The 12,313-nt window shown below is 65.7% G+C and carries 11 protein-coding genes and 1 pseudogene; 2 read left to right on the forward strand and 10 right to left on the reverse strand.

What is annotated here, in order from left to right:
- Window positions 1-26: 26 nt before the first annotated feature.
- The 9 genes from hfq to ndk all read right to left on the reverse strand — a co-directional run bounded on the left by hfq (window position 27) and on the right by ndk (window position 9,443).
- Entirely contained in the window at window positions 27-266 is a 240-nt protein-coding gene (hfq, locus tag JMF86_RS08815) for an RNA chaperone Hfq (protein WP_006399927.1), read from the reverse strand.
- Window positions 267-407: 141 nt separating this feature from the next.
- Complete coding sequence (gene der / locus JMF86_RS08820) at window positions 408-1,745, reverse strand: ribosome biogenesis GTPase Der (RefSeq protein ID WP_011549692.1); 1,338 nt, start codon at window positions 1,743-1,745, stop codon at window positions 408-410.
- A gap of 247 nt (window positions 1,746-1,992) precedes the next feature.
- Window positions 1,993-3,138 carry an outer membrane protein assembly factor BamB gene (gene bamB / locus JMF86_RS08825; RefSeq protein WP_011549691.1) on the reverse strand — a complete coding sequence of 382 codons (1,146 nt, stop codon included), beginning with the start codon at window positions 3,136-3,138 and terminating at the stop codon, window positions 1,993-1,995.
- A gap of 41 nt (window positions 3,139-3,179) precedes the next feature.
- Complete coding sequence (locus tag JMF86_RS08830) at window positions 3,180-3,809, reverse strand: tetratricopeptide repeat protein (protein WP_006478678.1); 630 nt, start codon at window positions 3,807-3,809, stop codon at window positions 3,180-3,182.
- A gap of 55 nt (window positions 3,810-3,864) precedes the next feature.
- On the reverse strand, window positions 3,865-5,205 hold the full coding sequence (gene hisS, locus JMF86_RS08835) for a histidine--tRNA ligase (protein WP_011549689.1): 1,341 nt from the start codon (window positions 5,203-5,205) through the stop codon (window positions 3,865-3,867).
- Between the two features lie 20 nt (window positions 5,206-5,225).
- Window positions 5,226-6,530 carry a flavodoxin-dependent (E)-4-hydroxy-3-methylbut-2-enyl-diphosphate synthase gene (ispG, locus tag JMF86_RS08840; RefSeq protein WP_006483314.1) on the reverse strand — a complete coding sequence of 435 codons (1,305 nt, stop codon included), beginning with the start codon at window positions 6,528-6,530 and terminating at the stop codon, window positions 5,226-5,228.
- Between the two features lie 112 nt (window positions 6,531-6,642).
- On the reverse strand, window positions 6,643-7,659 hold the full coding sequence (locus JMF86_RS08845) for a helix-turn-helix domain-containing protein (protein WP_054927895.1): 1,017 nt from the start codon (window positions 7,657-7,659) through the stop codon (window positions 6,643-6,645).
- Between the two features lie 163 nt (window positions 7,660-7,822).
- Window positions 7,823-8,962, reverse strand: a complete 1,140-nt coding sequence (gene rlmN / locus JMF86_RS08850; RefSeq protein ID WP_011549686.1) for a 23S rRNA (adenine(2503)-C(2))-methyltransferase RlmN — start codon at window positions 8,960-8,962, stop codon at window positions 7,823-7,825.
- A 55-nt stretch (window positions 8,963-9,017) separates the two neighbouring features.
- Window positions 9,018-9,443, reverse strand: a complete 426-nt coding sequence (gene ndk / locus JMF86_RS08855; protein WP_006478674.1) for a nucleoside-diphosphate kinase — start codon at window positions 9,441-9,443, stop codon at window positions 9,018-9,020.
- Between the two features lie 249 nt (window positions 9,444-9,692).
- Between ndk and JMF86_RS08860 the strand changes: the two genes are divergently transcribed.
- Window positions 9,693-10,391 (forward strand): Bax inhibitor-1/YccA family protein, encoded by a 699-nt coding sequence (locus JMF86_RS08860; protein WP_006484459.1) that lies wholly within the window; start codon window positions 9,693-9,695, stop codon window positions 10,389-10,391.
- Between the two features lie 62 nt (window positions 10,392-10,453).
- On the opposite strand, the gene rlmD is transcribed toward JMF86_RS08860, so the two are convergent.
- Window positions 10,454-11,758, reverse strand: coding sequence for a 23S rRNA (uracil(1939)-C(5))-methyltransferase RlmD (rlmD, locus tag JMF86_RS08865; protein WP_034174708.1), 1,305 nt, complete (start codon window positions 11,756-11,758; stop codon window positions 10,454-10,456).
- A gap of 306 nt (window positions 11,759-12,064) precedes the next feature.
- Between rlmD and JMF86_RS08870 the strand changes: the two are divergent.
- Window positions 12,065-12,313 (forward strand): annotated as a pseudogene (locus JMF86_RS08870) (endonuclease); the annotation flags it as partial.

Raw genomic sequence — 12,313 nt, forward strand, 5'->3', positions numbered from 1 at the left:
GACCGGATGCCGGCCGCTGCGATAAGTTAGGACGAGGCTTCCGCGTCCGGGTGGAAATTCACCGGGCGCGCCGGCACGACCGTCGAGATGGCGTGCTTGTAAACCATCTGGGTCACCGTATTACGGAGCAACACGACGTACTGGTCGAACGATTCAATGTTCCCTTGAAGCTTGATGCCGTTGACGAGGTAGATCGAAACGGGAACGTGCTCTTTGCGCAGTGCGTTCAAAAACGGGTCTTGTAACAATTGCCCTTTGTTGCTCATGGCGTACTCCATCTTTTTTTGCAGGTTGATCTGGATTGGCGACGAAGAAAAAGAGATCCGGCGCCAATCGCTACACTATAGCTGATTTTGCCTGCCCCGCCCGGCCACTGGCCATGGGGCCGATGCCTTGCGGGGCGTGCTTCAGCCCTTGTCCGCGTACGGGTTGTTCGACGAACGGAACTCTATGCGCAATGGAGTCCCGGTCAGCGAGAAAGTTTCGCGGAATCGGTTTTCGAGGTAACGCTTGTACGTTTCCGTCACCGCGTCGAGCGCGTTGCCGTGGATCACGATGATCGGCGGATTCTGGCCGCCCTGGTGCGCATAGCGCAGCTTCGGACGCACCGGGCCGCGACGGCGCGGCTGCTGGAACTCGACGGCCTCGATCAGCGCGCGCGTGAGCTTCGGCGTCGGCAGCTTCGCCATCGCGGCCGCGTACGCGTCGTCGACCGAGCGCATCAGCGCGCCGATGCCCGTCTTCTTCGCGGCCGAAATGAAGTGCGATTTCGCGAAGTCGAGGAATTTCAGCTTGCGGGTCAAATCCGCTTTCGCGCGGTCGCGCGCGTGGTCGTCGAGACCGTCCCATTTGTTGACGCCGATCACGAGCGCGCGGCCCTGCTCGACGACGAAGCCGGCGATGTGTGCGTCCTGGTCGGAAATGTCCTGCTGCGCATCCAGCAGAAGAATGACGACGTTCGCGTCGGAGATCGACTGCAGCGTCTTCACGACCGAGAACTTCTCGATCGCCTCGAACACCTTGCCGCGGCGGCGCAGGCCGGCCGTGTCGATCAGCGTGTATTTCTTGCCGTTACGTTCGAAGTCGACGTAGATCGAATCGCGCGTCGTGCCCGGCATGTCGAACGCGATCACGCGGTCTTCGCCGATCAGCGCGTTGACGAGCGTCGACTTGCCGACGTTCGGCCGGCCGACGATCGCGATTTTGATGCCGCGCGACGGATCGTCCTCGTCCGCTTCCTCGGGCTGACCCGCGTACGCGACTTCGAGCGCCTCGTTGATCATGTCGGTCACGCCGTCGCCGTGCGCGGCCGAGATCGCGCGCGGATCGCCGAGCCCGAGCTCGTAGAAGTCCGTCGCGACCGCCGTGTACTTCATCCCCTCGGCCTTGTTGACGACCAGGAAGATCGGCCGGCCGGTCTTGCGCAGGTAGTCGGCGATCGACTTGTCCTGCGGCGCGAGCCCGTTACGGCCGTCGACGATGAACACGACGACGTCGGCTTCCTCGACGGCCTGCCGCGTCTGGCGCGCCATTTCGTGCAGGATGCCGTCCTTCGCGACGGGTTCGAAGCCGCCCGTATCGACGACCAGGTAAGGCCGTTCGCCGACGCGCCCTTCGCCGTAATGGCGATCGCGCGTCAGGCCGGGCAAGTCGGCGACCAGCGCATCGCGCGAGCGCGTGAGCCGGTTGAACAGCGTGGATTTCCCCACATTGGGGCGCCCAACGAGGGCAATGACCGGTTTCATCTGTGTTTTCTACGGTGAAGCGCAGCAGCGGGAGGCCCGCTGCTGCGGGCGGCTGCGCTGAATGAAAATATCACGAATTCGCGCCGCGCCGGATGCGCGCGCCCGGCACGCGTTGCGCGCCGTCGTCTTTCGTCTCGAACTGCCTTTCAAATACCGAGCGGCCGGGAACGCCGGCCGCCTTCAAGTCGCGCGGCCGCGGCACGCGGGACCTGCCCGCCGCGCCACGGCCGCACCTGTTTCCTGCGCGTCAGCGCGGACGGAACCCGTACAGGCCGCCGTCCTTCGTCTGCACGACGAGCGTGTTGCCCGCGAGGACCGGCGCCGCCGTAATCGCGCTGCCGTCGGTCTTCATCCGCGCGATGAAGCTGCCGTCCTCGCGCGACAGGAAGTGCACGAAGCCCTTGTAGTCGCCCATCACGACCGCATGCCCGAGCAGGTACGGCACGCCGACGTCACGGCTCTTCAGCTTGTCGTTGCGCCAGAGCTGGTTGCCCGTGGCCGCATCGTACGCGGTGACGACCGACCAGTCGTCGCCGCCGGCGACCACCGAATCGTCCTGCGCAAGGCCGCTGCGGCTCGAGAACGGCTTTTCCCACAGCGGCCGGCCCGAGTTTGCATCGAAGCAGCCGAGCTGCCCCTGGAACGTCACCGCGCAGGCTTCCGCGCCCACGAGCGTCGGCGGGCCGCTGACGTCGTTGATGCGCTCGACTTCGGTCACGCCCTTCGGGAACGACACCGGGGTTTGCCAGAACGGCTCACCCGTCTGCAGGTTGATCGCGACCAGACCGCCGCCCGGGAAGCCCGCGAGCACGGCCGCGTCGCCCGCGAACGTCATGCCCGCCGACACGCGCAGGTTCAGCGGCACCGCACGGTTGCGGTAGTTCCACTTCTGCTCGCCCGTCTGCGCGTTGAACGCGATCACCTGGCCGTCGATCGTGCGGACGACCACGAGGCCGTTGCCGACGAGCGGCGGCGAGAAGATCTCGCCTTGCACGCTGGTCTTCCACAGTTGCTTGCCGTCCGGGCCCAGCACGAACACGCCGCCCTTCAACGCACCGACCGCGGTCAGGTTGCCGTCGCTGCCGACCCCGGCCGACAGGTCCGAACCGACCTTCGAGCGCCACAGCGTCTGGCCCGTCTTCGCGTCGATCTTCTCGACCGCACCGTTTTCGCCCGCCGCATAGACCGCGTCGCCCACGGCCACTGGCGAGAACAGGTAGCGTCCGCCCTTGCCGACGCTCGCCTTCCAGACCTGTTGCACGTCCATGACGGGCTTGAACTCGGTGAGCGGCGTCGGCACGCGGCGCGCATCCTTCGACGACGAGCAAGCCGTCAAAGCGAGGACAGCCGCCGCGCAGGCAACGGGCACAGCGTAACGTTTCAGCAAATTCATCGGTTAGCGAAGCAGAGTTAAGAGGTTGAGGGGACCGGAATTCAGCCGCCGAGCGCGTCCAGCTTGAACTGCACGAGCTGGCGCGCGGACTGGTCGTCCTTCGACAGGCCGTCGAGCGCGAGCTTGTATGCCGCGCGCGCGTCGTCGGTCTTGCCTTGCGCGGCAAGCAGATCGCCGCGACGATCGGCCACGAGGCCCTTGAATGCATCGACTGGCGTACCCGACAGCAGCGCGAGGCCCGCATCGTACGCCTTCTCGTCGAGCAGCAGCGACGCGAGACGCAGCTTCGCGATCTGCTTGTACTCGTCGTCCTTGGCGTGATCGACGGCCCATTGCAGCTGAGCCTTCGCGCCGGCCGCATCGCCGGCCGCATACAGCGTCTTCGCGGCCGCGAGCGCCGTCATCTGCGCATACGGCGTGCTGCCGAACTTGTCTTCCATGTCGGCAGCCGCGCGGGCCATCGTTGCCTTGTCGTTCGCGGCGGCAGCCTTCTGGACCTGCTCGTACAGCCCGGACGCCTCGGCAGCCTGACGGCGCTGCCAGTAGTTCCAGCCGTTGAAACCGGCCGCGACGACGAGCGCCGCGAGCACGATCCACGTGGTGAGGTTGCCCCAGCGGGCCCACCACGCCTTGAGACTTTCAATCGATTCTTGTTCGTCGTGATAACTCATCGGCGAGCGATTCCTTCCTGTTCAGGCTTTTCTTGTCGAGCGGATGCCAGCGCGATCAGTCGTCGCCGTCTTCGGCGGATGCAACCATCGCATTGATTAGGAATTCGGTCAAGCTTTCGACCGGTACGGTCTGCTGAACGTTCTTTTCCCCTTCCGCACCCGCGCCGCGCAACGCTTTCACGCCCACCGTGCCGTTCGCGACCTCTTCTTCGCCGAAGATCACCGCGAACGCGGCGCCGCTTGCATCGGCCCGCTTCATCTGCGACTTGAAGCTCGCCGGCGCGCCGTCGGCGCTGCAGTGGAAGATCACGTCGAGGCCCGTGTCGCGCAGACGCTCGGCCGCGATGAACGCCTGTTCGCGCGCGGTGTCGCCCTGGTGCACGACGTACACGTCGACGCCTTCCTGCTCGGGCGCGAGATCCTCTTCCTTCAGCAGCTCGAGGATGCGCTCGATGCCCATCGCCCAGCCGCACGCGGCGGTCGGCTTACCGCCGAGCTGCTCGATCAGCGGATCGTAGCGGCCGCCGGCCGCGACCGTGCCCTGTGCGCCGAGCTTGTCGGTCACCCATTCGAACACGGTCAGATTGTAGTAATCGAGGCCACGCACCAGACGCGGGTTGATCTTGAACGGAATGTTGTTCGCGAGCAGCAGGCGCTGCAGCCCTTCGAAATGCGCGCGCGATTCGTCGCCGAGGAAATCGATCAGCTTCGGTGCGTTTTGCGCGATGTCCTGCAGCGCCGGGTTCTTCGTGTCGAGCACGCGCAGCGGGTTCGTATACAGGCGGCGCTTCGCGTCCTCGTCGAGCACGTCGGCAAACTGCTCGAGGTACTTGATCAGTTCGACGCGGTGCGCGGCGCGCTCTTCGGCGAGGCCGAGCGAGTTGATCTCGAGCTTGATGCCGGTCAGGCCGAGGTCGTCCCACAGGCGCTGGCACATCATGATGATCTCGGCATCCGCATCGGGACCCGCGAAGCCGAGCGCCTCGACGCCGACCTGGTGGAACTGGCGATAGCGGCCGCGCTGCGGACGCTCGTGACGGAACATCGGGCCGATGTACCACAGGCGCTTCGGGCCGTCGTACAGCATGTTGTGCTCGATCGACGCACGCACGACGGCCGCGGTGTTTTCCGGGCGCATCGTCAGGTTCTCGCCGTTCAGCGCGTCGGTGAAGCTGTACATCTCCTTCTCGACGATGTCCGTGACCTCGCCGATGCCACGCGTGAAGAGCTGCGTATGTTCGACGATCGGCGTGCGGATGTTCTGGTAGCCGTACGCGCGCAGCAGCGATTTCACGGTAGCTTCGAAGAATTCCCACAGGCCGGCATCCTGCGGAAGGATGTCGTTCATGCCTTTGACGCCGGTGAGCTTCTCGATCTTGCGTTTCTGTTCAGTCATCGTTCGTGTGTGTGGACGAATTAGTTCAGGGCCTCGGTGCGGCCGTAATTGCGTGCGACGTAGTCGCTGACGATCTGCTGGAATTCCTCGGCGATCCGCTCGCCACGCAGCGTCTTGACCTTCTCGCCGTCGATGAAGACAGGCGCGGCCGGGTTCTCGCCCGAACCCGGCAGGCTGATGCCGATGTTCGCGTGCTTCGATTCGCCCGGGCCATTGACGATGCAGCCCATCACCGCGACGTTCATCTTCTCGACGCCCGGATATTCCTTGCGCCAGACCGGCATCTGCTCGCGCAGGTAGGTCTGGATCTGCATCGCGAGTTCCTGGAACAGCGTGCTCGTCGTGCGGCCGCAGCCCGGGCACGCGATCACCATCGGCGCGAACGAGCGCAGGCCCATCGTCTGCAGGATTTCCTGGCCGACGATCACTTCGCCGGTGCGCGACGCGCCCGGCTCCGGCGTCAGCGAGATGCGGATCGTGTCGCCGATCCCTTCCTGCAGCAGCACGCCGAGCGCGGCCGTCGACGCGACGATCCCCTTCGAGCCCATGCCGGCCTCGGTCAGCCCGAGGTGCAGCGCGAAGCCGCAGCGGCGGCCGAGTTCGCGGTACACGGCGATCAGGTCCTGCACGCCGCTGACCTTGCACGACAACACGATGCGGTCACGGCCGAGGCCGAGCTCGACCGCGCGTTCGGCCGAGCCGATGGCCGACTGGATCAGCGCCTCGTACATCACGCTCTGCGCGTCCCACGGCTGCGCGCGCGCGCCGTTCTCGTCCATCATGCGTGCGAGCAGGTCCTGGTCGAGGCTGCCCCAGTTCACGCCGATCCGCACCGGCTTGTCGTACTTCGCCGCGGCCTCGATCATCTGCGCGAACTGCGTGTCGCGCTTCGCACCCTGACCGACGTTACCGGGGTTGATCCGGTACTTCGACAGCGACTCGGCGCAGCCCGGATAGTCGCGCAGCAGCAGGTGGCCGTTGTAGTGGAAATCGCCGACGAGCGGCACGGTCACGCCCATCCGGTCGAGCTGCTCGCGGATCGCCGGCACGGCGGCCGCGGCTTCGGGCGTGTTGACCGTGATGCGCACCAGCTCGGAGCCCGCATTCGCGAGTTCCTTGATCTGGATCGCCGTGCCGATCGCATCGGCCGTGTCGGTATTCGTCATCGACTGCACGCGCACCGGCGCGTCGCCGCCGATCGTCACGAGTTGCCCGCCCCAGCGGACATCCACCGCATGCGATACGCGGCGCGGCTGATGCCCGCCGAACACCGGCTCGGTTGAACAAATCTGACTGCTGCGTGGGGATTGAGCTTCGGATTGCATCGATAGATCCATTTACGCGGAATGCGCCGCAACGTGGCGCATGAATTGAAAAAGCGCCGTGCCCTCACGGCCTGCCGAGATCGACGACAGGCCTTCGCCACGGCGCTTGACGTCAGGGCAACGTGAACCGCGCCACGTTACCCCGCGCTGCCGAATATTTTGCCGGATCGACCGGTTTTCCGTCGAACGCAACCGCGTCGAGGCCGGCCTTGTTGCCGATCGTGACCTTGAACGGCCCGTCACCGGCCACCTGCTTCGTTTCGCCGGCGCGCACCAGCGCCGAGAACAGCTCCTTGCCGTTCTTGTCGCGCACGCTGAACCAGCAATCCTGCTTGACCTTCAGTTCGACCATCGACTGGCCTGCCGCCACCACGACGCTCGCCGGCTGGGCCGGTGCGGCCGCGCTGGCCGCCGCCGTTGCCGCCACGGGCTGCGACGCAGCCGCCGTCGCGACTGGGGCCGCAGGCGCCGGAACGGCCGACGCGATCGCCTGCGCCGGAGTCGCCGATGCAGCAGCCGGGGCCGGAACCTCATTCGCAACCGCTGCCGACGCGCCGTTCGTGGCCGCTTCTTCAGCCGACGACGATGCCGCCGTCGCACTCGCGGCCGACGCATGCTCGGCCTCGCCGCCCTTGAAGCGTGCGAGCAGGCTCGACGAATCGCCGCCAGTGTGCCACATCAGTACGGCGACCACCGCGACGATAACGATCCCCGTTCCCCACAGCCAAGGATGGTGGCGCGACGAGCCGCCCAGCGGAATCGACACGCGGCCGCGCGGCAGATCCGTGCCCGACGACGCAGGCATCGACAGGTCGACTTCCGGCACCCCGCGCTCGCGGCGCAGCGCCTGCGCGAACGGTTCCGGATCGACGCCGAGCATCTTCGCGTAGCTGCGCACGACACCGAGCGCGAACGTCACCCCAGGCAAATGGCTGATGTCGCCAGACTCGAGCGCCCGGAGCTTTTGCGGCGCGACCTTGAGTCGCGCCGACACGTCGTCGACCGACCAGCCCTTCGTCTCCCGAAGCTGCGCCAGCCGGCTGCCGACCGCCGCCAGCGATTCCAGTCCGGCCGGTGCCGGCTTCGCGGCATTCGTCTCTGCGCCGTTAGACGGCTGCGGCTCACTCATCCTTGTCCTCGCGTCGATTCTTCTTCACTGGCGGCTGCCGCCGACTCCTGCCGGCCGGCACCCGCAACGGTTCATACCATGCGCGGCGCCGAGGCGCCGCGACCGATCGCTATTCGCGTGTTGCACCGCCAAAGGGTTCGGGCACCCCGGCCAGGTGCCCCCGTCAAACTGCCCGAACTTCGATGATTTTTCCTGCTGCGCCCGTTCGTTCCGCGAGGCGCGTACGATCCTTCACCGCGCCGGCCAACTGCCCGCACGCGGCGTCGATGTCGTCGCCGCGCGTCTTGCGCACGGTCGTGACGACACCCGCGTCGATGAGGACTTGCGCGAAGCGCTTGATCTGCTCCGGCTTCGAGCGGATGAGGCCCGATTCCGGAAACGGATTGAACGGGATCAGGTTGAACTTGCACGGCACGTCACGCGTGACGGCCAGCAGTTCGCGCGCATGCGCTTCGGTGTCGTTGACGCCGTCGAGCATGCAGTATTCGAAAGTGATGAAGTCGCGCGGCGCGACCTTCAGATAACGCTGGCACGCAGCCATCAGCTCGCGAAGCGGATACTTCTTGTTGAGCGGCACCAGCTCGTCGCGCAGCGCGTCGTTCGGCGCATGCAGCGAAACGGCCAGCGCGACCGGCAACTCGGCGCCGAGGCGGTCCATCATCGGCACCACGCCGGACGTCGACAGCGTGACGCGACGGCGCGACAGGCCGTACGCGTTGTCGTCGAGCATCAGCCGCATCGCGGGGACGACCGCGCTGTAATTCAGGAGCGGCTCGCCCATGCCCATCATCACCACGTTGGTGACGACCCGTTCGGCCTTGCCGTTCGGGCCGGGCGCGCGGCCCAGCGACGCTCGCAGTGCAAATTCGGCCATCCGGAGCTGGCCGATGATTTCGGCTGTCGACAGGTTGCGGGAGAAGCCCTGCTTGCCCGTCGAGCAGAAGCGGCAGTTCACCGCGCACCCGGCCTGCGACGACACGCACAGCGTGCCGCGCGTCTCTTCCGGGATGAACACGGTTTCGACCGCATTGCCGTTTCCGACGTCGATCAGCCACTTGCGCGTGCCGTCGGTGGAAACGTGATCGCTGGCGATGTCCGGCATCACGATCGACGCGCGGCCCTTGAGCTTTTCTCTCAGGGACTTCGCGAGATCGGTCATGCCGTCGAAATCGCCGGCGTTGTACTGGTGGATCCAGCGCTGCAACTGCTTGGCGCGGAACGGCTTCTCGCCCAGGCTGCCGCAGTACGCGACAAGACCCTCGGCGTCGAAGTCGAGAAGATTGACGGAAGTTTCGCTCGTCATGATGTGCTGCCTTGCCGCGTGCGCTGAATCCTGCCTACTTGCTGTCAGCCAGGGCTTAACGCGAGTAAACGTTCATTTCCGGGAAGAAGAACGCGATTTCGACCGCTGCCGTTTCCGCAGCGTCCGAGCCGTGCACGGCGTTCGCGTCGATGCTGTCGGCGAAGTCGGCGCGGATCGTGCCCTTTTCCGCCTTCTTCGGATCCGTCGCGCCCATCAGGTCGCGGTTCTTCAGGATCGCGCCTTCACCTTCCAGAACCTGGATCATCACCGGGCCCGAGATCATGAAATCGACGAGATCCTTGAAGAACGGACGCGCTGCGTGAACTGCATAGAACTTCTCTGCGTCAGCACGCGACAGGTGTGCCATGCGCGATGCGACGATCTTCAGGCCGGCGCCTTCGAAACGGCTGTAGATCTGGCCGATCACGTTCTTTGCCACCGCATCCGGCTTGATGATCGACAGGGTGCGCTCGATTGCCATAAAAACTCCAAAAAATTAAGAAGTTACAGGTTCAAATGAATCCGCTATTGTAGCACGATCCCGTGTATCATTGCGATTGAACCCTTACACGAATGAAAGGTTCAGAATCCATATGTTTTGTGCCGCCGGGCCATTGAAACCTCCCGGCACGGAACCTATCTTAGCCATAGCTGCCCCGGTTTGCTGCGCCGCACATCGCGCGCGCCGAACCGGCCCCGGACGCCCACGCGTTCAATGTTAGGAGAAACCATGAACGACTATCCGTACAATTTCGGCCGCGGCGGTTCCGTCAGCACCGCCGAGGTTCGCAACCGCGTGCTGCGGAACACGTACTGGCTGCTCGCGCTATCGATGGTGCCGACCGTGCTGGGCGCCTGGGTCGGCGTCGCGACGGGCTTCTCGCTGTTCGCGGCCACGAGCCCGATGATGAGCCTGCTCGCGTTCTTCGCGATCGCGTTCGGCTTCATGTTCGCGATCGAGCGGACGAAAAACAGCGCGGCCGGCGTGTTCGTGCTGCTCGGCTTCACGTTCTTCATGGGCCTGATGCTGTCGCGGCTGCTGAGCTTCATCCTCGGCTTCTCGAACGGCCCGTCGCTGATCATGCTCGCGTTCGGCGGCACCGGCATCATCTTCGCCACGATGGCGACGATCGCCACCGTCAGCAAGCGCGACTTCTCGGGGCTCGGCAAGTGGCTGTTCATGGGCGTGATCGTGATCCTGCTCGCGTCGGTCGCGAACATCTTCCTGCAACTGCCCGCGCTGATGCTCACCGTGTCGGTGCTCGCGATCGCGATCTTCTCGGCCTACATGCTGTTCGACGTCCAGCGCGTCGTGAACGGCGGCGAGACGAACTACATCTCGGCCACGCTCGCGATCTACCTCGATCTGTACAACGTGTTCACGAACCTGCTCGCGCTGCTCGGCATCTTCGGCGGCAACCGCAACTGACGTTCGGCACGCACCATGAAAAACCGGCCCGCGGGCCGGTTTTTTTACGTCCGCCGCCCGGCTCAGTCGCGCTCGAACAGCGCGATCGATTCGACGTGCGACGTATTCGGGAACATGTTCACGACCCCGGCGCCCTTCAGCCGGTAGCCGGCCTCGTGCACGAGCAGGCCCGCATCGCGCGCGAGCGTCGACGGGTTGCACGACACGTAGACGATGCGCTTCGGCAACGGGCCTGCGCCGCTCTGCGCGATCTCGGCCAGCGCCTTCGATACCGCGAGCGCGCCTTCGCGCGGCGGGTCGATCAGGAACTTGTCGAATGCGCCGAGCGCACGGAGATCGTCGCCCGTCACCTCGAACAGGTTCCGGCACGCGAACGTCGTGTGGCCGTCGACACCGTTCTCGCGTGCGTTCGCCAGCGCGCGCGTGGTCAGCGTGTCGCTGCCCTCGATGCCCATCACTTCGCGCGACAGCCGCGCGAGCGGCAGCGTGAAGTTGCCGATCCCGCAGAACAGGTCGAGCACGCGATCGTCGCGCGACGGCGCGAGCAAGCGCAGCGCGCGGCCCACCAGCACGCGGTTGATCTGGTGATTGACCTGCGTGAAATCGGTCGGCTTGAACGGCATGCGGATGCCGAATTCCGGCAGCGTGTAGTCGAGCGACACGTCGAGCGGATAGAACGGCGTCACCGTGTCCGGCCCCTTCGGCTGCAGCCAGAACTGCACCTTGTGCTCGTCCGCGAACGCGCGCAGCAGCGCTTCGTCGTCCGCGTTGATCGGCTCCAGCACGCGCAGCACGAGCGCCGTGACGGTCGAGCCGACCGCGAGCTCGATCTGCGGCATCCGGTCGCGAATCGACAGCCCCTCGACGAGCCGCCGCAGCGGCACGAGCATCGCCGACACATGCGGCGGCAGCACTTCGCAGCTCGTCATGTCGGCCACGTAGCTGCTCTTCTTCTCGTGGAAGCCGACCAGCACGCCGCCCTTCTTCGCGACGTTGCGCACGGTCAGGCGCGCCCGGTAGCGATAGCCCCACGACGGGCCGTGGATCGGCGCGAACATCGTTTCCGCGCGCAGCTTCGCCAGGTGCCACAGATTATCTTCCAGCACGCGCTGCTTGACCGCCACCTGCGCGCGCATGTCGAGATGCTGCATCGAGCAGCCGCCGCAGGTGCCGAAGAACGTGCACTTCGGCTGGGTGCGCATGACGCTCGGGCGCAGAATGTCGACAACCGTCGCCTGCTCGTAGCTCGGCTTGCGGCGATAGCTCGAATAGGTCACGCGTTCGCCCGGCAGCGCGCCTTCGACGAAGATCACCTTGCCCGGCTCGCCGTCCTCGGTCATCGTGCGGCCGACACCGCGCGCTTCCATGTCGAGCGATTCGATCTCGAGAACCGGGGCAGGCCCGGGCGCGACGGGCGCATTTTTCGATTTGCGCGCAGAAGTGGGGACGGCTTCGGACACCAGCTTTTCCTGACAAACGTTGAAGAAGGCGAGATTGTAGACGACGAAGGCCCCCGTCGCGTGCTTTCGTCGCGCAAGCGCCGCTGCCGATGCGCAGGCCGATGCCGCGCTGCGCCGCGCGTGAGCGACTGAGGACCGCCTCCCATTGCCCGCAGCGCGGCCCCACCGACGGCACGGGTTCTGCTCGCAGCACCAGACCAAGGAGACTCGGCCATGCGATTGATCGACTGGAACATCCAATGGGGTCGGGACGCGGACGGCGTCGTCGATCTTCCCCGCACCGTCGCGGCCATCCGCCGGCTCGGCGATTTCGACGTGCTCTGCCTGCAGGAGCTTACACGCGGCTTCGATGCTCTACCCGGCCGGCCCGGCCCCGACCAGTTCGCCGAACTCGCGGCGCTGCTGCCCGGCTATACGATCGTCGACGCCATCGGCGCCGATCTGCCGGCCATCCGGCCGGGC

Origin of the sequence: Burkholderia sp. E168m15 (assembly GCF_016586105.1) — a bacterium.
GTDB lineage: Bacteria > Pseudomonadota > Gammaproteobacteria > Burkholderiales > Burkholderiaceae > Burkholderia > Burkholderia orbicola.

Coding starts and splice junctions, on each gene's coding strand:
- hfq (WP_006399927.1), bottom strand. CDS start 266: ATGAGCAACAAAGGGCAATTGTTACAAGACCCGTTTTTGAACGCACTG.
- hisS (WP_011549689.1), bottom strand. CDS start 5,205: ATGACTGAACAGAAACGCAAGATCGAGAAGCTCACCGGCGTCAAAGGC.
- ndk (WP_006478674.1), bottom strand. CDS start 9,443: ATGGCAATCGAGCGCACCCTGTCGATCATCAAGCCGGATGCGGTGGCA.
- ispG (WP_006483314.1), bottom strand. CDS start 6,530: ATGCAATCCGAAGCTCAATCCCCACGCAGCAGTCAGATTTGTTCAACC.
- der (WP_011549692.1), bottom strand. CDS start 1,745: ATGAAACCGGTCATTGCCCTCGTTGGGCGCCCCAATGTGGGGAAATCC.
- rlmD (WP_034174708.1), bottom strand. CDS start 11,758: ATGGAAGCGCGCGGTGTCGGCCGCACGATGACCGAGGACGGCGAGCCG.
- rlmN (WP_011549686.1), bottom strand. CDS start 8,962: ATGACGAGCGAAACTTCCGTCAATCTTCTCGACTTCGACGCCGAGGGT.
- JMF86_RS08845 (WP_054927895.1), bottom strand. CDS start 7,659: ATGAGTGAGCCGCAGCCGTCTAACGGCGCAGAGACGAATGCCGCGAAG.
- bamB (WP_011549691.1), bottom strand. CDS start 3,138: ATGAATTTGCTGAAACGTTACGCTGTGCCCGTTGCCTGCGCGGCGGCT.
- JMF86_RS08860 (WP_006484459.1), top strand. CDS start 9,693: ATGAACGACTATCCGTACAATTTCGGCCGCGGCGGTTCCGTCAGCACC.
- JMF86_RS08830 (WP_006478678.1), bottom strand. CDS start 3,809: ATGAGTTATCACGACGAACAAGAATCGATTGAAAGTCTCAAGGCGTGG.